We start from the raw sequence: 17,756 nt of genomic DNA on the forward strand, positions 1-17,756 counted from the left end.
TTCGATGGGAGCGAACGGCAAAGTCGGGCCGTCCGGCGGAACGGCGAATCCGCGAAGGTGATTGAAAGCGGGTGCCGATCCCGCCACCTCGGCTTCGGCCCGAGATAAGGTGACCGCGCGGCCGCCGTCGGCCGCAACGGGAAGGCGGGGCGCATGGACACCGAAGCGGACGACCTCGAAGCGGCCGCCGCCGTGTTCAACGGCGTCCGGCCGCGCCTGTTCGGCATCGCCTACCGGATGCTCGCCAGCGCCGCCGAGGCCGAGGACCTCGTGCAGGAGGTCTGGGTCCGCTGGCAGGCGGCCGACCGCGCCCGGGTGCGCGACCCCGGCGCGTTCCTGGCCACGATCACGACCCGCCTGTCGATCAACGCCCTCAAGTCGGCCCGGGTCCGCCGCGAGACCTACATCGGCCCCTGGCTGCCCGAACCGGTCGACACCGCCGCCGACCCCCACCTGGGGGCCGAGCGCGGCGAGGCCCTCGAACTCGCGGCGCTGCTGCTCATGGAGCGCCTCACCCCGGGCGAGCGGGCCGCGTACGTGCTGCGCGAGGCCTTCGACTACCCGTACGCGCAGATCGCGGGCGTCCTGGACGCGAGCGAGGCCGCGGTGCGCCAGCTGGTGAGCCGGGCCCGCAAGCACATGGCCGGCGGGCGCCGCTCGCGCCCGGACGCGGCCGGGCAGCGCCGGCTCCTGACCGCCTTCGTCGCGGCCGCGCGCTCGGGCGACCTGGTCGAGCTCGAGAGGCTCCTGGCCGCCGACGCCACCAGCCTCTCCGACGGCAACGGCGCGGTGCGCGTCGCCCGCAGTCCGGTGGTGGGCGCCGCGCGGGTCGCGAAGTTCTACGCCGCGATCGCCGACTGGTTCTGGACCGGCGTCGACGTCGAGTGGGCGACGGCCAACGGCCGGACCGCGGCCGTGCTGCGCCGCGACGGCGCCGTCCACAGCGTCATGACCGTGAGCGCCTCCGACGAGGGCATCGACCAGGTGCTGTGGCTCGTCGCCCCCGAGAAGACCGCCGCTCTCGCCGCGCGTTGAACGGGGCCCGCGCAGCACCGGCGCGGGCCCCGGTCCCTCAGCGCGCCAGCCACTCCCGGTACGTGGTCTTGGCGATCACGGCGTCGTCCCCGGCGATCAGGACGTCGCCCTCGACGGCCGCGAACATGCCCGCGGTGCCGTCGACCACGACCGGTCGCCGGTCGCCCTTGGCGGCGAGCGTGATCCGCCCCAGCTCGTCGAGGGTGAACACCTCGGGCCCGGCGACGTTCCGCGTCCCCTGGAGCGGCGCGCCGCCCGCGACCTCGGCCACCGCCTGCGCGATCTCGGCCGAGGCGATCGGCTGCACCTTGGTCGCGGGCAGCCGCACCTCGTGCTCGTCCGAGGTCCACGACATGACCGCGTCGAGAAATTCGAAGAACTGCGTCGAGCGGACGATCGAGTACGGCACCGGCCCGGCCTCGAGCACGTCCTCCTGGAGCGTCTTGGCCCGGTAGTAGTCCAGGTCCACCCGGTCGACGCCCACGATCGAGAGGATCACCGCGTGGCCGGTCCCGGCGGCCGCCGCGGCCGCGAGCATGTTGTCCATGCTCGTCTGGAAGAACGCGGGCGAGGCCTCGTCGAACGTGGGCGAGTTGGCGAGGTTGACGACCGTGTCGGCCCCCTCCAGCGCCTCTGCCAGGCCGTCCCCGCTGATCAGGTCGAGGCCCGTGGACGGCGAGTGGGGCACCGCCTCGTGCCCGGCGTCGTTCAGCATCCGCACGACCTGCGACCCGATGAGGCCGGTACCGCCGATGACAGCGATCTTCATGGCAAACCTCCTGTTCCCCGGAGCGGCCGGTGCCGCCCCGTCACCAGTGAAGACAAGACGGCCGCCCGTTCTGTGACGCCGCGCCGCGGGGCGGACGGGGCAGTGGCAACCGGCACCAGTCCAGGCTGGTGGGCCACAAGGGAACCACTGTTGATCCCGAGGTGCGGATATGCCAGGATTCGACTCGGAGGCCCCCGCTCCGAACCCTCCGAAAGGACAGCGATCCCCGTGCGACGCGTATCCCGAATGGTCGGCCCCATCAACTCGCTGATGCAGTCGTCCTCCGCCCGCCAGCGAAGCGACGTCGACGCCCTCTTCGACAAGACGGTCCGCCAGGCCGAGGCCGCCTCCGGGGGCACCGCCGCCGGCGACGAGGCCTTCCTCGAGGAGTACCGGTTCCTGATGCGCCAGGTCGCCCGCGTCCAGACCGCCTCGGCCCTCGGCTGGATGGGCATCGTCGGCGACATCCGCGGCCGCCTGACCAATCGCTTCCGCGTCCGCCGCCTCATCGCCGAGCACCCCGAGATCCTCGACGAGCCGATCGAGAAGCCCATCCTCGTCACCGGGATGCCGCGCACCGCGACCACCCTCGCGCACAAGATCCTCGCCTGGCCCGAGGAGAACCGGGCCCCGCTCATGTGGGAGCTCCAGGCCACCGACCGCGCCGACGTCGACGAGAAGGTGCGCCGCCACCGGATCAAGGTCGCCACCCGCGCGGCGAACTTCGGGCACGTCTTCTCCCCGGTGCTGCCCCAGATCCACGCGATGGAGCCGCTCTCGCCCGAGGAGTGCGTGTTCGCGCTGCCCCACGGCCGCAACTGGCTCGTGTGCTTCCGGATGCCCGGGTACCGCGACTGGCTGGACGGGCGCGACTTCCTGCCCGACTACGAGTACTACAAGCAGGTCCTCCAGGTGCTCCAGTTCGGGGCGCCGCGCCGCCGCTGGGTCCTGAAGTCCCCGTACCACATCGAGCACCTGGACACGCTGCTGAAGGTCTTCCCCGACGCGAAGATCATGTGGACGCACCGCGACCCGAACACCGTCATGGGCTCCTGGTGCTCCCTCATGGAGACCGGTGTGGCCCTGTGCAACCGGACCTACGACCCGCACGTGATCGGCAAGGACTGGCTGGAGATGCTGGCGCGCATGGTGAACACTGGGCGCGACGTGCGCACCAGGCTCCCGCGCGAGCGCGTCGTGGACGTCTCGTACCACCAGCTCACCGCGAACCCCTACGACGAGCTGCCGGGCATCTTCAAGCGCCTGGACATGGAGTGGACGGCCCGCGACGAGGGGAACCTGGAGACGGTGCTGGCGCGGCCGGGCATGAAGCGCGGCCACGAGTACAGCCTCGGCCACTACGGGCTCGACCCGGACATGATCGACGAGGCCTTCGGCGACTACGCCCGCATGGTGCACTCCATGCGCTGACCCGCTTCAGGGGACGGTCCGCCGGACCGTCCCCTGTGCTCTGTCAGGCGCCGGGCACGCGGTCGAGGAACCCGTGCACCGCGGTGATCCTCCCGTCGGCGCCGAGGTTGACCACGTCGAAGCCCAGGACGGGCGGCTCGGCGCCCTCGGGGCCGAGGCCCCAGGAGAAGCGGGCCTGGTCGTGGTGGCCGTCGACCTCGCCGACGAGCCGGAAGACCCAGCCGGGGAACTGCTGGTGGGCTCCGGCGATGAAGGCGTCCACCCCGGCGCGGCCCTCGACGGCCGCCATGGGGTCGACGTAGCTCGCGTCCGGCGCGAAGACGTCGGCGACGAGCCGCTCGCGCCCCGCCGGGTCGTGCTCGTTGAAGGCGTCGATGTACTTGGCGGCGATGGCGTTGAAGTCGTTCATGGCTCCTGCTTTCCGGTGAGCGTCCCGCCGTCTCGCGGGAACGCCACCAGTCTGCGTCCCGCGGGGCCGCCCGTCGATTACCTGCGAGGTAATGAAGGTCGTTACCTGCGGCGATAGGCTGTGGGGATGACGATCGACATCGCGCACACCGCGGCCAGCCCGGGCGAGTTGATCCGGCACTGGCGGACCCTGCGGCACCTGACGCAGCAGGAGCTGGCGGTCGAATGCCGGATCTCGGCCCGGCACCTGAGCTTCGTGGAGACCGGGCGGTCGCGGCCGAGCGCCGACATGGTGATCCTGATCTGCGAGCACCTCGACGTGCCGCTGCGGCACCGCAACGACATCCTGATGGCCGCGGGCCACGCGCCCGCCTACGGCGAGTCCTCGCTGGAGCAGCCGTCGATGCGGAGCGTCAGCGCGGCGCTGATCCAGATCCTGGACGGCCACATGCCGTTTCCCGCGGTCGTCGTGGACCGGCACTGGACCATGGTCGACGCCAACGCGGCGGTGGACCTGCTCACGGCCGGCTGCTCGGCGGCGCTGCTGGAGCCGCCGGTGAACGTGCTGCGGCTGAGCCTGCACCCCGAGGGCATGGCGCCGCGCATCCGCAACCTCCCGCAGTGGCGCGGGCACGTCCTGGCCCGGCTGGAGCACCAGTGCCGCGCCACCGGGGACCCCGAGCTGGCGCGGCTGCGCGAGGAGCTGCGCGGCCTTCCGGGCGGTACCGCGCCCGGGGCACCGAACAGCCTGGTCGTCCCGCTGCGCCTGGCGACCGGGGCCGGGGAGCTGTCGTTCCTCAGCACCACGACGGTGTTCGGCACCCCGATGGACGTCACTGTCGCCGAGCTGGCGATCGAGTCGTTCTTTCCCGCCGATGAGCGGACCGCCCGGGTCCTGCGCGGCGAGGACGCCGAGTGAGCGCTCCGGCGCGGCTCAGCGCTTGAAGCGGGCCATGGGGTCGACCGCGGGCGGGTAGCGGTGGCGCATGTCGATGCCGGAGCCGTCGGCGAAGGCGATGCGGTGGTAGGTCCCGACGGGCTTCTCCCTGCGCAGCAGCGCGGTCGTGCGGGTGCGCTCCACTTTGCCCTCGTACGCGTAGCGGTGGGAGGGCAGGGCCACGGGCGTCTCGATCTCGACCGGGCGGGGGAGGCGGTCGGCCTCGCCGGTCTCGTGGGGGGCCGTCAAGGTGGTCTTGCCCTGCACGGCGACGAACGCCAGCCGCTGGTCGGTGAGGACCCAGACGCCGGTGCACCGCAACGTGGGGAGCACCGCCTGAGCGGCGGCCGAACCGGCGCCGTCCCCCCACGCGTAGAGGGGGCGGCGCTTGCGGGAGTCCTTGGTGTCGTCCTCGGCGCCGCCGAGGCCTTCCAAGGCGTACACGAGGATCGGGACGATGAGCACGAACAGCAGCGCCAGGCCGATGTAGCCGAGGACGCGCAGGAACCGCTGCCCGGCCGTGCGCGGCGGCGAGAAGCCTCGCAGCCCAGGGGCGGTGCCGGTGTCCTCGACGGGCCGAAAGTCGAGGAGCCGCTCGCCGGGGCGCAGCCAGCGCTCCCGCAGCAGCGGCTCGACGTCGGTGCGCAGGCTGAAGTACCGGGTCTTCGCGGGCTTCGCCATGTCACGCCCCGGAATCGGCGGGGAGGCCATCGCGTCCGGTCGCGGTGGCGTCGGAACTGAGGTCGTCGGACATGACTGCTCCGGGGGTCGGGGGTGCCGGCATTCCGATGGTATCGAGGGCTGCGGTGCCGAGCGGTTCAGGATGACGCCGATACGGTCTATTTCTTCCCCAGGAGCCGTCTCAGGGCGACCAACTGCGCCTCCGGTAGGGCTTCCAACTCCTTGGGGCTCAACGTTTCCAGGTGCTCCACCGTCCACTCGTCCATGGCCCACAGCACCGCCTTGCACAGGTGCCGTTGCAGCCCTACCGGCATCTTGTCGCCTATCGCCCCCGCCTCGCGGCCTACCGCCAACGCCCGGTCTATCCAGCCGTCGATGCCCGCCCTCGCCGCCGCGAGCGGGCTCCCCGGCCCCGCCGGGGCGTCCGGCAGGTAGAACAGCGCCGCGAACCGTATGAACTCCGGCGCCCCCTCGCCCATGCCCCCCAGCCGCCCGGCCAATGCGCCGATCTCTCCCCAGAAGTCCCCGGCCAGCGCCTCGGCGTCCGGGACCTCCAGCGCCTCCGCGATCTCCCGGCCCAGATCGGCGACCACCGCGCCGAACAATGCTTCTTTCGAGGCGAAGTAGTGGTAGAACGAGCTCTTGCTCATCCCCTGCGCCTGAAGCACGCGGTTGAGCGAGGCCCGCTCGTAGCCCGCCTGCGCGAACTCGGCCGCCGCCGTCTCCAGCAGGGCCCGCCGCCTCTCGGCGGGCAGGACCCCTTTTCCGCGCGTCTCCATGCGGCCAGGTTAACACCAGTGGACCAGGTGGTCCAAGAATGCTGCTACGCTGGATTGGACCGACCGGTCCACTACGTGAGGAGGAACCGTGGAGACCACATCGCTGCAAGCGCAGTTGGACGCCGCCCGGAACGACCGGCTGCGCGTCCTCGTGATCGGCGCCGGCATCGCCGGGCTCACCCTCGCCCAGCTCCTGCGCGGGCGCGGGCTGCACCCCGTCCTGGTCGAGCGCGCCGGGCCCGACGCCCCCAGCGGCTACATGCTCGCCCTCGTCCCCCTGGTCGACCCCGTCCTGGCCGAGCTCGCCCTCACCAAGACCTACCGCGACCGCAGCGTCCCGATGCGCCGCTACCGCCTCCGCTCGCGCCACGGCGCCCTCGTCCGCGAGTACGAGATGGGCAAGCTCCTCGACGCCTACGGCGACTACCGCGGCATCAGCCGCGGCGACCTCATGGACGTCCTCGCCCAGCCCGGCGGCACCGTCTCCCACGGCGTCACCGTCACCGCCCTCGACCAGCGCCCCGACGGCGTGACCGCCGCTTTCGCCGGCGCGGACGTCGCCGAGGCCGAGTTCGACGCGGTGATCGCCGCCGACGGCCTCCACTCCGCCACCCGCGGCCTCCTCCTGGAGCCCGAGCAGGTCACCGGCCACGAGACCGACTGGGGCGGCTGGGTCGTCTGGATGGACGCCGACGAGGACCAGGACCTCGGCGAGGAGCTCTGGGGCACCGGCTGGTTCGTCGGCACCTACCCCGTGAAGGAGCGCATCGGCGCCATCCTCTGCGCCCCAAGGGCATCGAAGCACGAGGGACTGGGCGCGCTCGTCGCGAGAATCCGCAGTGAGGTCTCCGGCGCGGGCGACCGCCTCGACCGGGTGCTGGCGCAGGCCGACGACGGCCGCGAGTCCTACTACTGGGCTCTCAACGACTGCCGCAGCGCCGCATGGACCTCGGGCCGGATCGCCCTGGTCGGCGACGCCGCCGCCGGATTCCTCCCCACCGCAGGGATCGGCGCGGGCATGGCCATCGAGTCCGCCTGGGTGCTCGCGCACCACCTCACGGCGAACGAGTACGGCGACGTGGCCGCGGCCCTGCGCGCGTACGAGCAGGCGCAGCGGCCGAGGGTCGAAGCGGCGCAGAAGAACTCGCGCCAGCTCGCGCCGATGATGTTCAACAGCTCGCCGACGGCCGCCGCCGTGCGCGACGCCGCCGCCCGCTTCGTGCCGCTCGGCGTGGCCCTGCGCCCGATCCAGAAGCTCCTCGACACCCGCCCGACCCCGCCCGCCTGAACCCCTTGCCGCCCAGTCAGTCCCGCAGGAGCGGGAGCAGCCGGTCGCCCTGCCGCCTGATCTCCGGCAGGTACGGCGTGTCGGAGAGGACGAAGTGCGTGACGCCCAGCGCCTCATACTTCCGCAGCGACGCCGCGACCTCCTCGGCCGAGCCGACCAGCCAGGTCGTGCCCGCGCCGCCGCCCCCGAACCTCCCCGGGGCCGTGTACAGGTTGTCGTCCAGCACCTCGCCGCGCTCGGCGAGGTCGAGCAGGCGCCGCTGGCCGACCGCCTCGGCCCACCGTCCCCGGTGGTCGGGGTCGACCGTGAAGCCGCTCCTGCCCTCCGCCATCGTCGCGACCTTCGCCTCCGCGTCGGCCCAGGCCTCCTCGGAGGTGTCGCGCACCAGCGTGGTGATGCGCAGCCCGAACTCGAGCGGCGCGTGCTCGCGGCCGAGCCGCTCGCTGAGCTTCTCGAGCCGCTCGATGCGCTCGCGGACCCCGTCGAGCGGCTCTCCCCAGAACAGCTGCACGTCGGCCTCGGCCGCCGCGACCCGCTCGGCCGCCTCGGAGGCGCCCCCGAAGTACAGGCGCGGGTGGTGCCGCTCCCCGGCCGCCACGGGCTTGACGCCCAGCGTCGCGTCGGCGACCTGGAAGTGCTCGCCCCGGTACCGCACGTCGTCCTCGGTCCAGAGCCTGCGGACGATCTGCATGAACTCCCTGGTGCGCCCGTAGCGGTGCGCCTGGTCGCCCTCGCTGTCGCCGTACGCCGCCAGGTCGTCCTGCCCCGAGACGATGTTGACCAGCACGCGCCCACCGGTGAGGTGGTCGAGCGTCGCGGCGGCGGACGCGAAGTTGGCCGGGCGCCAGTACCCGGGCCGGATCGCGATGAGCGGCTTGAACGTGGTGGTCCGGGCCGCGAGCGCGGTGGCGACGGTGAACGTGTCGGGCCGGCCCCAGCCGGTGCCCAGGAGCGCGCCGCCCCAGCCGTGGTCCTCGAGCGCCTTGGCGTGCTCGGTAAGGGTCTCCAGGCTGTTGTGGCCCTCCGCGGCGTCGTCGCCGCGGTGCCCGGGCCGGGCCTGGTTGGGGATGTACCAGAGGTGTTCGGCGCTCATCGAGGTCTCCTTGCGGATCGGCGTCCAATACTAGAGTTATCCTATCGATGTAGTGTAGTTTCTTCGAAGGCCGTTCATCTACCCTTGGCCCCGGACGCTCCCGGGCGGGGCCGGGCACGGCCCCTCGCGAACCACCACCGAAAGGGCCCACTCCCATGGCACACGGCGCATTCGAGCAGACCTACGCGGCCGCCGAGGACCGGTACGAGCACCTGGCCTACCGGCGCGCCGGCGCCTCCGGCCTCGACCTGCCCCCGCTCTCGCTCGGCCTCTGGCAGAAGTTCGGCACCGACTACCCGCCCCGCACCCAGCGCGAGATCATCCTCCGCGCCTTCGACCTGGGGATCGCCCACTTCGACAACGCCGACCGCTACGGCCCCCCGCACCGCGCCGCGCAGCAGGTCTTCGGCGCCGTCCTCGCGAAGGACCTCGCCCCCTACCGCGACGAGCTCGTCCTCTCCACCAAGGCGGGCAACCCCATCGGCCCCAGCCCCTACCTCAAGGGCGGCTCCCGCAAGTCGCTGCTCAACTCGCTCGACCACAGCCTGCGCGACCTCCGCACCGACTACGTCGACGTCTTCTACCACCACCGCCCCGACCCGACCGTCCCCATCGAGGAGACCGTCGGCGCCCTCGCGAGCGCCGTCCAGCAGGGCAAGGCCCTCTACGTCGGCGTCTCCAACTACGACCCCGAGCAGGCCCACGAGGCCGCCGTCCTCCTGCGCGAGGCGGGCGTGCCGCTCCTGGTCCACCAGCCGCGCTACTCGATCTTCGACCGCACCCCCGAACGCAGCGGCCTGCTCGACCTCGCCGCCCGGGACGGCTTCGGCCTCGTCGTCTACTCCCCGCTCGCCCAGGGCCTGCTCACCGACAAGTACCTGGAGGACATCCCCGCGGGCGCCCGCGCCGAGAACAGCGCGTTCCTCAAGCCCGACCAGATCGACGCGGCCTACCGCGAGCGCGCCGCCGCCCTCAACGACCTCGCGAAGGACCGCGGCCAGTCGCTCGCCCAGCTCGCCCTCCAGTGGGTCCTGCGCCGCCCCGAGGTCACCTCGGCGCTCATCGGCGCGAGCTCCACCTGGCAGCTCGACCACAACGCCAAGGCCCTCGACTTCCCGGACCTGACCGACGACGAGCTCGAGCACATCGATGAGCACGGCGTCCACGGCACCGGCCTCGGGATCTGACATGGCCGCCGCCGACACCGGCGCCGCGACCGGGCGGCTCGGCGGCGCCGCGGCCCGCTACGGCGACCCCGACGCCGCCCTCGACGTCGTCAACGACGTGGTCCGGCTCCAACTCGCCCACCGCTCGGTGCGCCGCTTCACCTCCCGGGACGTCGCCGAGGACGAGCTGGCCGCGCTCATCGCGGCCGCCCAGTCCGCGCCGACCTCCTCGAACCTCCAGCCCTGGAGCGTCGTCGCGGTCCGCGACCCCGAACGCAAAGCGCGCCTTGCGCATCTGGCCGCCGACCAGGCGTTCGTGGCGCAGGCGCCGCTGTTCCTGGTCTGGATCGCCGACCTCGGCCGGGCCCGGCGCCTCGCCGAGCGCGCCGGAACCGAGGCGGCCGCGGCCGACTACCTGGAGACGACGCTCATCGGGTTCATCGACACCGCGCTGGCGGCCCAGAACGCCGTGGTCGCGGCCGAGTCGCTGGGCCTGGGCTCGGTGTTCGTGGGGGCCGTCCGGAACCGGCCCGAGGAGGTCGCGGCGGAGCTGGGGCTGCCGCCGCACACGGTGGCGGCGTTCGGCCTGGCGGTGGGGGAACCGGACCCGGCCGAGCGGGCCGATGTGAAGCCGCGCCTCCCGCAGGCGGCGGTGCTGCACCGGGAGCGGTACGACACGGCGGCCGACGAGCACATCGGCGTCTACGACGAGCGCCTGGCGGCCTACAACGAGCGGTTCGGCCTGAAGGGGAACTGGAGCAGCCGCGTCCTGGCCCGCCTCAGGGGACCGGAGGCCATGGGAGGCAGGCACGTGCTGCGGGAGGCCTTGGAGCGCTTCGGCATTCCGTCGCGCTGAGGGCGCCCATGGGCACTGCCGGGCACCGGCGGGCGCAGGCGGGACGGCCGACCGGGTCCTACGCCGATCGGCCGCTCGTCGGTGCACTCCTACGCCGATCGGCCGCTCGTCAGTGCGCTCCCGCGCCGATCGGCCGCCCACCGGTCCGCTCCTGCGCGGTCGGGCCCCGTGCAGGATCCGCGCCCGTGAGGCCGGCGGACTCCGCGGGACCGGCCCGCCCTCCCGGCGGCGCGGCCGCGGGCCCTCGCGCGAAGGTTCTCGCGTTTTTCTGCGTAATGGCTGCTCGCGGGCCTACGATCCGGCGATGGACGTCGAAACCGCGGTGGCGCAGGGCCTGAAGATCGACTGGGCCCAGATGCCGACCTACAACACGATCATGTCGGTCGCCGCCGGGGCGGGACTGCTGCTCGTCGTCGCGTTCGCCCGCCGGGTCAACGACACTGACCGGCCGCTCGGCGCCGAGGGCTGGGCGATGGCCTTCGGCGTCCTGGGCACGATCCTCACCCTCACCGGCCTGCACATGACGCTCACCTGGCCGCTCGCCGCGGGCGGGTTCCCGTTCGACAACATCATCTTCGGCGAGCCGAGCCTCGCGTTCGGCGTGCTCCTGCTGTTCGCCGCCTTCTACCTCTGGCGCCGCGCCGAGAGGCTGGAGGAGGCGCCCGACCGCCCCGCCGCGGTGGCGTCCGCGGCGGGGCCGGTGTCCGTCTTCGTCCTCGGCATGGGCCTCGCCGCCATCGCGATCGCCTTCGCGGGCGTCGGCTACGAGCTGTTCGCCGCGCCGCCCGAGGAGCCCATCTCCGGGGAGTTCGCCGACTACCCGCTGATAGAGGCGATCTTCATCTCCGGCCTGTACGCGCTGGTCGGCGTCGGCGGCGTGCTCTTCCCGTTCGCGCTCAAGCCCGGCCCGAACGCCGCCCAGAAGGTCATGGCGGTCTGCTGGTTCCTCGCGGGCCTGGCGTTCCTGCTGTTCGGCGCGATGAACTTCTTCACGCACATCGGCCTCATCGTCAACACGATGTAGCGCCGCCCTTCGCCACCGGTCCGCCGCGTACGCGCCCGCGTCGCCGGACCGGTGCGTTCCCGCGCTTTCCGGCGCCCACCGCCCGATCCTGGCCTTACGATGGTCTCGGAGGCGGGCATGGGCGAATTGACACCGGGGTTCCGCGGGCACCGGCGCATCGAGAGCGATCGGGTGCCGCCGGGGCAGTATCTGACCGAGGGTTTCCCGGTGTTGAGTGCGGGGCCGACGCCGGTGGTCGATACCGGTGAGTGGTCGTTCACGGTGGTGAACGAGGTCGGTGAGCGTGTGTCTTGGGATTGGGCGGCGTTCGCGGCGTTGCCGCATGAGACGCCGACGGTCGATATTCACTGTGTGACGCGCTGGTCGAAGCTGGATACGACGTGGCGGGGCGTCTCGGTCGACACCCTCCTGGCCGACGTGGCGACGGCCGCGGACTTCGCGGTGGTGCACTCGGTCGACGGGTACACGACCAATGTGCCGTTGCAGGACCTCACCGACGGCCAGGCCTGGGTGGTGACCGGGTACGAGGGCGCGCCGCTGGTCGCCGAGCACGGCGGTCCGGCGCGGTTCCTGGTGCCGCACTTGTACTTCTGGAAGTCCGCGAAATGGGTCTCCGGTATCACCCTGCACGACGAGGACCAGCCGGGGTTTTGGGAGCGGGCCGGCTACCACGACTACGGCGACCCCTGGCTCGAGCAGCGCTACCAGTCGGGGTGGTGACCATGTGGCAGCAGGCGCGCCTGCTCGAACGACGGCTCGAGACCGAGTCGGCGGTGACGTTGGTGTTCGAGCCCGAGGACTGGCCCGGCCACCTCGCCGGGCAGCACGCCGATATCCGGCTCACCGCTGACGACGGCTACCAGGCCGTGCGCTCCTACTCGCTCGCCGGGCCGGTCGAGGAGGGGCGGGTCGTGTTCACGGTTCAGCGTGTCCGGGGCGGTGAGGTCTCCACGTACTTGTGTGATGACTTGCCGGTGGGGGCGTATGTGGAGGTGCGGGGCCCGGTGGGGGGCTGGTTCGTGTGGCGCGGGAGCGATACCCGGCCGGTGATGCTGCTCGCGGGCGGCTCGGGGATCGTCCCGCTCCAGGCCATGGTCCGCCAGCGCCGCGCGCTCGGCTCCCGGGCCCCGTTCCGGCTCCTGTACTCGGTACGGACCCCTGAAGACGTCATCTACGCGGAGGAGATGATCCGCCCGCCGCGCGGCGACGACGGCGTCGACAGGGCCCTGCTGTTCACCCGCCGGGCGCTGGTGGGCTCGCGCCGCCCGCCCGAGCGGATCGGCTTCGCGGACGTGACCGCCCACGGCTGGCCCGCCGAGTTCGAACCCGCCTGCTTCGTCTGCGGCCCCAACGGCTTCGTGGAGGTCGCCGCGAAACTCCTCACCGCCCTCGGTCACGACCCGCATCGGATCAAGACGGAACGCTTCGGCTGAGGAGGCCCAATGAACGACCACGTCGACGGCAACATGCTCGCCGGAGCCCTGTGGCAGGTCTTCCGGCCCGATATCACCACCGCCGAGGCCCGCTGCGCGGGCTGCGGCATGACCGGCCCCGTGGCGGGGCTGCACGTGTACACCGCGGCCGCCGGGACGGTGGGGCGGTGCCCGAACTGCCAGCAGGTGACCTTGCAGATGGTGCAGAGCACGCACGCCATGTGGCTCAGCACCGCGGGCCTCTCCTACCTCCGCTTCCCGAACCAGGGCTGACGGCCCCGGTCGGCGTCAGCCCCGGCCGTCGCGTCCCGCTGCGGTCTTCCGGTGCAGGCGCACGGCTGAGACCAGGAAGAACACGCCGCCGACGAACGCGTAGCCGCTCACGCCGGCCAGGGCCGGGTCGGGCATGCCCGCCTGGAGGATGAAGCCGGTGCCGGCGATCGTGGAGATGCCGCCGCTGAGGATCTGGGGCCACTGGCCGCCGAGTCGGCGGCGGCGGATCGCGACGACGAGCTGCACGGCGCCGGCGGTGATCGCCCAGGCGCCCCACACCCGCAGCACGGCGGGGGTGCCGGAGGCGGCCGCGATCGCGAGGCCGGCGGCGGCGGCCAGGCTCAGGGCCATGTTGGCGTACAGACCGGCGGCGGGCCGGTCGTCCTTGGACGAACGGAGGTCGGCGACGGCCGCCGCGACGTCGAACAGCGGGTAGACCACGAGCAGCGCGACGCCGATCGGGCCGAGGCCGGCCCCGGTGGCGACGAGCAGGGCCGCCCAGGCGGCGGCGAAGCCGAACCGGAGGTAGTAGAGGTTGCGCAGTGCCGTCGCGGTGGCGGCGGGCCGGGTGATGGTGTCGCTGGTCATGGCCTTCTCTCCTGAAGTCGATACGAGGTAGAATGACTAGTCACTCTACTTGAGGAATGATACGCACAGCGCTCGGGAAAGCGCAAGTGCGGGGGAGGGGACGTATGATCGCGACCGTGAGAACCCCGATGCGCCAGCGCCTGGTCGACGCCGCGACCGAGCTGTTCTACGCCTACGGGCTGCGCGCGGTGAGCGTCGACAAGGTCATCGAGGCCGCCGGTACGACGAAGGTCACCTTCTACCGGCATTTCAAGAGCAAGGACGACCTCGTCGTGGCGCACCTGGAGCGCAGGGCCGCGATCGAGCGCGAGGGCATCGGCGCCGCGGTCGCCGCGGCGGGGGGCGAGGCGGACGCCGTCATGCGGCTGATCGCCGAGCAGCTCGGGATCATCGCCTGCGAGCCCGGCTTCCGCGGCTGCCCGTTCATCAACGCCGCCGCCGAGTACCCCGACCCGGACAGCCGGGTGCGCCGGGCCGTCGCCGAGCACCGGCAGTGGTGCAAGGCGACGTTCGCGGAACTGGTGGCCCCCTTCGCACCCGAGCGCGCGAGCGAGGCCGCCGACGACCTGATGCTGCTGCGCGACGGCGCCATGGTCGCCGGCTACCTCGACGAGCCGGACGCGGTCGCCGCCTCGTTCCTGCGCGGCACCACCGCCGTCATCGAAGGGTTCCGCGAGAACGCGGGCTGAGTCCGGGCACCGCGCAGCGGCGGGTCAGGGGTTCGCGAACACCTCGGGCACGGCGCCTAGTCGAAGCTGCTCGGGGAGCCGGACTCGTAGACGTCCAGCGGGAGCGTTATGGCCGCGCCGGTCCTCGGGTCGACCGCGCGGCACTCGATGCCGGTCGCCAGGGTCCGCGCGACCGACGTGCCGCCCCAGGGCCGGTCGGGGCCGATGTCGAGCTTGACGATCTCGTCCATGTCGCAGGCGACGTACTCGGTGCCGCGCTTGAACCGCAGGACCGCCTCGACCTGGTCGCGCACCACCGGCCCCTCCGCGAGCGCGGTGTTGTAGGAGACGTACCCGTAGTCGTTCTCGCCGTCGGTGAGCCCGGTGGACTCGAACGACAGGTTCGTGACCTGGTAGTCGTAGGTCTCGCCGAAGTACTCGACGGCGCACACGGCCTCGGTGTCGTTCCGCGGATCGATCGAGGGGCACGAGGCGCGGGCGTCCGGGTCCACCACGGACCCGAAGTCGGTCACGGCCTCGAGGCCCTCCCAGGCGATCTTGTCCTCCAGCGGGTCCTCGTCGCCCGGTTCGGGCGGCAGCCCGCCGAGATCGCGCCCGGGGAACTCGGCCGGGACCTCCCCGTGGCGGAACGCGGAGAGGTCCACTGCGGGCGCGGAGCTCGCCGCGGTGGCCGGCTCCGCGCTCGTGGGCTCCGGTGGCGGCGGCTCCGGGTCCGGGGAGCATCCCGAGAGCGCCGCGAGCGCGACGACGCCGACCATCCAGTACGCGGTTCGCATGATCCACCCTCCGGTAGGCGCATGGTCACCACCCACTGTAGGAACCCCCTGCCCGCAGGTCGACCGCCGTTCGCGGCGGCTCAACGCCGGAACGCCTCTTGCACCAGTTCCCCGACCGCGACGGTGAGGTCTTCAACGGACACGGGTCGCGGACCGAACGCGTCGCTTGAATAATCGCCTCGAGAGGTGGCCGGGCGACTCTCGACCGACAACTCGAGATTGCTGTCGGAAGCCATGCACTCGAAGTAGGGGACTGTCAGCGATGCGTGGTCAAGGCAGAGGCCGTGGTCGAATCCATGGAGGGATTCGGCCCCCACAATCCAGTCGCGCTGGTCCTGCGGCTGTTCGAGGAGATGGTCGTATCCCAGAGGTTCGGTGTCGTCGAAGACGGTCACGTCCAGTCTGAGCACCTGCCCGGTGACGCCGTCTCCGCCAGGGTCCCAAGACCATTCGCAGGTGTACGAACTGAAGGAGTCCTCGAAGTCCTCGATCGCGGGCTGTGGCGCGCCGGCTTCCTCCCAGCCGAGAAGCTCATCCGCCTCGGCCTCGCCGCCGAGGCACGCTTCGCCCCACGGCTCGGGGGCGGCGAACCGATACTCGAGGTCGGGGCCGGTCAGGTGAGGCAGCGCGACCACCGCTCCGGCGACGAGCAGGAGAAACGCGCCGGCAACGGCGAAGAACGCGAGGCGCGAGCCACGCTTCGGCTTCCGGAGCCGCAGGCCGGGTTCAGAGGCTGGATTCATGGTGGAAGCCATCGATGTCCACTTCTTCGCTGCCAGGGGGAGCCGGAATCGTAACCTGGCTCATCGTCCAGCCCCGCTGTACAGATCGGCCAGGGGCCGCAGGTCCTTCTGCGCCACCTCGTAGAGCTCGTAAAGGTCGGCGGCGAACTTGCCGCCCTCTCCGGGGGCGTCGGGCATGGCGGGGGCTCCAATGGGTGCTGCGGGGGAGTGTCGTCGTTGCGACGCTACAAGAGATCACAGCGGTTTTGGCACGCTCGGGGCCCCGCGAGACGCCTGCGGCACGGCGGCGGGACCGGTCGCTGCCATGACCGGCCCCGTCCTCGATTCGGTTGTGCGGCGTCGATCGGCTCTTGGCGGCTCCGGTCGCGCCTCTCGAGCCGAAGGTGATCCGGTGGGGGGAATACGGTCGTCGCAGCGGGTCGCCGGGGCCTCAGGCCTGCTTCCACAGCGTCTGCGGGTCCACCTCGTGGACCAGCGCCTCGCCGCGGGAGAGGCGCTCGGCCTCCTCGACCATGTAGAGCCCCATGCGGGACAGCTCGTTGCCGTGCGACCCGGCGACGTGCGGGGTGAGGAAGGCGTTCGGCAGGTCGAACAGGGGCGAGTCGCGGGGGAGCGGCTCGGGGTGGGTCACGTCGATGACCGCCGAGAGCCGTCCGGTCTCGAGCTCGGCGGTGAGCGCGTCGGTGTCGACCAGGCGCCCGCGGGCGGTGTTGACGACGACCGTGCCGTCCTTCATGGCGGCCAGGCGAGCCGCGCCGATGAGGCCGGCGGTCTCGGGCAGGTCGGGGGCGTGGACGCTGACGACGTCGCAGCGGGCCACGAGCGAGTCGAGGTCGACCAGCTCCGCGCCGAGCGCGGCCGCCTCCGCGGCCTCCAGGTACGGGTCGGCCAGCAGCACCTCGAAGTCGAAGGGCCGCAGCAGCTCCAGCACGCGGCGCCCGATCTTGGAGGCGCCCACGATGCCGACGGTTCGGCCGAAGTTGCCGACCTCGGGGTGGATGTGCCCGAGCCGGAACGACCGCTCCCGGCGGAAGTCCTCGCGCAGGCCGAAGAGGTTCTTGCCCGCCATGAGGATCGCGGCGAGCGTGTACTCGGCCACCGGGAGCGCGTTCGCGCCCGAGGACGAGGAGACGGCGACGGGCCGGTCCCAGGCCGCCTCGCCGACGATCGACTTCACCGAGCCGGCCGCGTGCAGCACCGCCCGCAGCTTCGGGGCCTCGGCGATCACCTCGTCGCGGAGCCTCGGCGCCCCCCAGCCGGTGACGAGCACCTCGGCCTCGGCCAGGACCGGCTGCACGGCCGGGTCGGCGAAGTCCTCGGCCACCAGGCCGGGGTCGAAGTCGAGCACGGCGAGGAGCCGCCGCAGCAGGGGCTCGGGGAAGAGCTGGGGGAGGAACTCGGGGCTCATGGCGAGCAGTGCCCTCGGTCGGTCAGCCACACGGGGTCCTTCGATCGGCCGGATAGATATCGGTTTCTACGTTAAGATCTCCTGCGCTGATTGTCGAGACCTCGACATCGACCAATGCCCGACGAGCGAGGCGCCGCGCTCATGGTCGGCTCGTAACTATGCAGCTAGAAAACCAAATTCACCAAAGGTAACGATTCTGCATCGGCCTCAATGATGCACGATCGACCTCGTCAAAGAACAGAGAACGTTATCTATCTGAGCCTTGATTCGGGCTTCGGCAGGCGCTATCGTCCGCATAGACGGATTCCGATGTCCAGCTGCTCCGGCACCCGAGACGGCCTCCCCGGCGCCGCCGGTCCGGGGAGCCCCCTGGAAGACC

Annotated in this window: 20 protein-coding genes; 11 read left to right on the top strand and 9 right to left on the bottom strand. The window is 72.0% G+C overall.

From position 1 onward, the window contains the following. Positions 1 to 153 precede the first annotated feature (153 nt). The gene (locus tag LO763_RS02125) at positions 154 to 1,035 is read left to right on the top strand and encodes an RNA polymerase sigma-70 factor (protein ID WP_230600197.1); all 882 of its coding nucleotides are present in this window, start codon (positions 154 to 156) and stop codon (positions 1,033 to 1,035) included. A gap of 37 nt (positions 1,036 to 1,072) precedes the next feature. On the opposite strand, the gene LO763_RS02130 is transcribed toward LO763_RS02125, so the two are convergent. Then, positions 1,073 to 1,804 (bottom strand): SDR family oxidoreductase, encoded by a 732-nt coding sequence (locus LO763_RS02130; protein WP_230600198.1) that lies wholly within the window; start codon positions 1,802 to 1,804, stop codon positions 1,073 to 1,075. 228 nt (positions 1,805 to 2,032) lie between these two features. Here LO763_RS02130 and LO763_RS02135 point away from each other — a divergent pair, with 228 nt between their 5' ends. Continuing rightward, the gene (locus tag LO763_RS02135; RefSeq protein WP_369431888.1) at positions 2,033 to 3,235 is read left to right on the top strand and encodes a sulfotransferase family protein; all 1,203 of its coding nucleotides are present in this window, start codon (positions 2,033 to 2,035) and stop codon (positions 3,233 to 3,235) included. 43 nt (positions 3,236 to 3,278) lie between these two features. Here LO763_RS02135 and LO763_RS02140 read toward each other — a convergent pair whose 3' ends face one another. After that, the gene (locus LO763_RS02140) at positions 3,279 to 3,644 is read right to left on the bottom strand and encodes a nuclear transport factor 2 family protein (protein ID WP_230600199.1); all 366 of its coding nucleotides are present in this window, start codon (positions 3,642 to 3,644) and stop codon (positions 3,279 to 3,281) included. Positions 3,645 to 3,770: 126 nt separating this feature from the next. Between LO763_RS02140 and LO763_RS02145 the strand changes: the two genes are divergently transcribed. Beyond that, positions 3,771 to 4,562 carry a helix-turn-helix domain-containing protein gene (locus LO763_RS02145; protein WP_230600200.1) on the top strand — a complete coding sequence of 264 codons (792 nt, stop codon included), beginning with the start codon at positions 3,771 to 3,773 and terminating at the stop codon, positions 4,560 to 4,562. Between the two features lie 15 nt (positions 4,563 to 4,577). Here the strand turns inward: LO763_RS02145 and LO763_RS02150 are convergent, their stop codons facing one another. Then, positions 4,578 to 5,261: a hypothetical protein gene (locus LO763_RS02150; protein ID WP_230600201.1), complete on the bottom strand. Its 684-nt coding sequence runs from the start codon at positions 5,259 to 5,261 to the stop codon at positions 4,578 to 4,580. 158 nt (positions 5,262 to 5,419) lie between these two features. After that, positions 5,420 to 6,040: a TetR/AcrR family transcriptional regulator gene (locus tag LO763_RS02155; protein ID WP_230600202.1), complete on the bottom strand. Its 621-nt coding sequence runs from the start codon at positions 6,038 to 6,040 to the stop codon at positions 5,420 to 5,422. Positions 6,041 to 6,128: 88 nt separating this feature from the next. Here LO763_RS02155 and LO763_RS02160 point away from each other — a divergent pair, with 88 nt between their 5' ends. Next, entirely contained in the window at positions 6,129 to 7,328 is a 1,200-nt protein-coding gene (locus LO763_RS02160; RefSeq protein WP_230600203.1) for an FAD-dependent oxidoreductase, read from the top strand. A gap of 16 nt (positions 7,329 to 7,344) precedes the next feature. On the opposite strand, the gene LO763_RS02165 is transcribed toward LO763_RS02160, so the two are convergent. Then, positions 7,345 to 8,421, bottom strand: coding sequence for an LLM class flavin-dependent oxidoreductase (locus LO763_RS02165; protein ID WP_230600204.1), 1,077 nt, complete (start codon positions 8,419 to 8,421; stop codon positions 7,345 to 7,347). A 155-nt stretch (positions 8,422 to 8,576) separates the two neighbouring features. Between LO763_RS02165 and LO763_RS02170 the strand changes: the two genes are divergently transcribed. The 6 genes from LO763_RS02170 (at position 8,577) to LO763_RS02195 (ending at position 13,173) form a co-directional block, all read left to right on the top strand. After that, a complete protein-coding gene (locus tag LO763_RS02170) occupies positions 8,577 to 9,608 on the top strand; it encodes an aldo/keto reductase (protein ID WP_230600205.1) in 1,032 nt (343 codons plus the stop codon). A 1-nt stretch (position 9,609) separates the two neighbouring features. Then, positions 9,610 to 10,443 (top strand): NADPH-dependent oxidoreductase, encoded by an 834-nt coding sequence (locus LO763_RS02175; RefSeq protein WP_230600206.1) that lies wholly within the window; start codon positions 9,610 to 9,612, stop codon positions 10,441 to 10,443. A 304-nt stretch (positions 10,444 to 10,747) separates the two neighbouring features. Next, positions 10,748 to 11,467, top strand: a complete 720-nt coding sequence (locus LO763_RS02180) for a DUF981 domain-containing protein (RefSeq protein WP_230600207.1) — start codon at positions 10,748 to 10,750, stop codon at positions 11,465 to 11,467. Between the two features lie 117 nt (positions 11,468 to 11,584). Next, a complete protein-coding gene (locus LO763_RS02185) occupies positions 11,585 to 12,187 on the top strand; it encodes a sulfite oxidase-like oxidoreductase (protein ID WP_230600208.1) in 603 nt (200 codons plus the stop codon). Next, the gene (locus LO763_RS02190; RefSeq protein WP_439650258.1) at positions 12,154 to 12,900 is read left to right on the top strand and encodes a ferredoxin reductase; all 747 of its coding nucleotides are present in this window, start codon (positions 12,154 to 12,156) and stop codon (positions 12,898 to 12,900) included. Before LO763_RS02185 ends, LO763_RS02190 begins: the two co-directional genes overlap by 34 nt. Before the next feature lie 9 nt (positions 12,901 to 12,909). Further along, the gene (locus LO763_RS02195) at positions 12,910 to 13,173 is read left to right on the top strand and encodes a DUF6510 family protein (protein ID WP_230600209.1); all 264 of its coding nucleotides are present in this window, start codon (positions 12,910 to 12,912) and stop codon (positions 13,171 to 13,173) included. Positions 13,174 to 13,188: 15 nt separating this feature from the next. Here the strand turns inward: LO763_RS02195 and LO763_RS02200 are convergent, their stop codons facing one another. Next, positions 13,189 to 13,761, bottom strand: coding sequence for a hypothetical protein (locus LO763_RS02200; protein ID WP_230600210.1), 573 nt, complete (start codon positions 13,759 to 13,761; stop codon positions 13,189 to 13,191). 104 nt (positions 13,762 to 13,865) lie between these two features. Here LO763_RS02200 and LO763_RS02205 point away from each other — a divergent pair, with 104 nt between their 5' ends. Beyond that, positions 13,866 to 14,450 (top strand): TetR/AcrR family transcriptional regulator, encoded by a 585-nt coding sequence (locus tag LO763_RS02205; RefSeq protein ID WP_369431889.1) that lies wholly within the window; start codon positions 13,866 to 13,868, stop codon positions 14,448 to 14,450. Positions 14,451 to 14,506: 56 nt separating this feature from the next. On the opposite strand, the gene LO763_RS02210 is transcribed toward LO763_RS02205, so the two are convergent. The 3 genes from LO763_RS02210 to LO763_RS29530 all read right to left on the bottom strand — a co-directional run bounded on the left by LO763_RS02210 (position 14,507) and on the right by LO763_RS29530 (position 17,407). Next, positions 14,507 to 15,226: a hypothetical protein gene (locus LO763_RS02210; RefSeq protein WP_230600212.1), complete on the bottom strand. Its 720-nt coding sequence runs from the start codon at positions 15,224 to 15,226 to the stop codon at positions 14,507 to 14,509. Between the two features lie 80 nt (positions 15,227 to 15,306). Beyond that, positions 15,307 to 15,981: a hypothetical protein gene (locus tag LO763_RS02215; RefSeq protein ID WP_230600213.1), complete on the bottom strand. Its 675-nt coding sequence runs from the start codon at positions 15,979 to 15,981 to the stop codon at positions 15,307 to 15,309. Between the two features lie 418 nt (positions 15,982 to 16,399). Next, complete coding sequence (locus LO763_RS29530; protein ID WP_230600214.1) at positions 16,400 to 17,407, bottom strand: hydroxyacid dehydrogenase; 1,008 nt, start codon at positions 17,405 to 17,407, stop codon at positions 16,400 to 16,402. Between the last annotated feature and the right edge of the window lie 349 nt (positions 17,408 to 17,756).

Source organism: Glycomyces amatae (assembly GCF_020991375.1).
Classification (GTDB): Bacteria; Actinomycetota; Actinomycetes; order Mycobacteriales; family Micromonosporaceae; genus Glycomyces; species Glycomyces amatae.

What these genes read in the sequence shown, in the direction of transcription:
- LO763_RS02180 (WP_230600207.1), top strand. Translation starts at nt 10,748, where the DNA reads ATGGACGTCGAAACCGCGGTGGCGCAGGGCCTGAAGATCGACTGGGCC.
- LO763_RS02140 (WP_230600199.1), bottom strand. Translation starts at nt 3,644, where the DNA reads ATGAACGACTTCAACGCCATCGCCGCCAAGTACATCGACGCCTTCAAC.
- LO763_RS02185 (WP_230600208.1), top strand. Translation starts at nt 11,585, where the DNA reads ATGGGCGAATTGACACCGGGGTTCCGCGGGCACCGGCGCATCGAGAGC.
- LO763_RS02155 (WP_230600202.1), bottom strand. Translation starts at nt 6,040, where the DNA reads ATGGAGACGCGCGGAAAAGGGGTCCTGCCCGCCGAGAGGCGGCGGGCC.
- LO763_RS02195 (WP_230600209.1), top strand. Translation starts at nt 12,910, where the DNA reads ATGAACGACCACGTCGACGGCAACATGCTCGCCGGAGCCCTGTGGCAG.
- LO763_RS02170 (WP_230600205.1), top strand. Translation starts at nt 8,577, where the DNA reads ATGGCACACGGCGCATTCGAGCAGACCTACGCGGCCGCCGAGGACCGG.
- LO763_RS02125 (WP_230600197.1), top strand. Translation starts at nt 154, where the DNA reads ATGGACACCGAAGCGGACGACCTCGAAGCGGCCGCCGCCGTGTTCAAC.
- LO763_RS02200 (WP_230600210.1), bottom strand. Translation starts at nt 13,761, where the DNA reads ATGACCAGCGACACCATCACCCGGCCCGCCGCCACCGCGACGGCACTG.
- LO763_RS02130 (WP_230600198.1), bottom strand. Translation starts at nt 1,804, where the DNA reads ATGAAGATCGCTGTCATCGGCGGTACCGGCCTCATCGGGTCGCAGGTC.
- LO763_RS02165 (WP_230600204.1), bottom strand. Translation starts at nt 8,421, where the DNA reads ATGAGCGCCGAACACCTCTGGTACATCCCCAACCAGGCCCGGCCCGGG.
- LO763_RS02145 (WP_230600200.1), top strand. Translation starts at nt 3,771, where the DNA reads ATGACGATCGACATCGCGCACACCGCGGCCAGCCCGGGCGAGTTGATC.
- LO763_RS02150 (WP_230600201.1), bottom strand. Translation starts at nt 5,261, where the DNA reads ATGGCGAAGCCCGCGAAGACCCGGTACTTCAGCCTGCGCACCGACGTC.
- LO763_RS02205 (WP_369431889.1), top strand. Translation starts at nt 13,866, where the DNA reads ATGATCGCGACCGTGAGAACCCCGATGCGCCAGCGCCTGGTCGACGCC.
- LO763_RS02215 (WP_230600213.1), bottom strand. Translation starts at nt 15,981, where the DNA reads ATGGCTTCCACCATGAATCCAGCCTCTGAACCCGGCCTGCGGCTCCGG.
- LO763_RS02210 (WP_230600212.1), bottom strand. Translation starts at nt 15,226, where the DNA reads ATGCGAACCGCGTACTGGATGGTCGGCGTCGTCGCGCTCGCGGCGCTC.
- LO763_RS02175 (WP_230600206.1), top strand. Translation starts at nt 9,610, where the DNA reads ATGGCCGCCGCCGACACCGGCGCCGCGACCGGGCGGCTCGGCGGCGCC.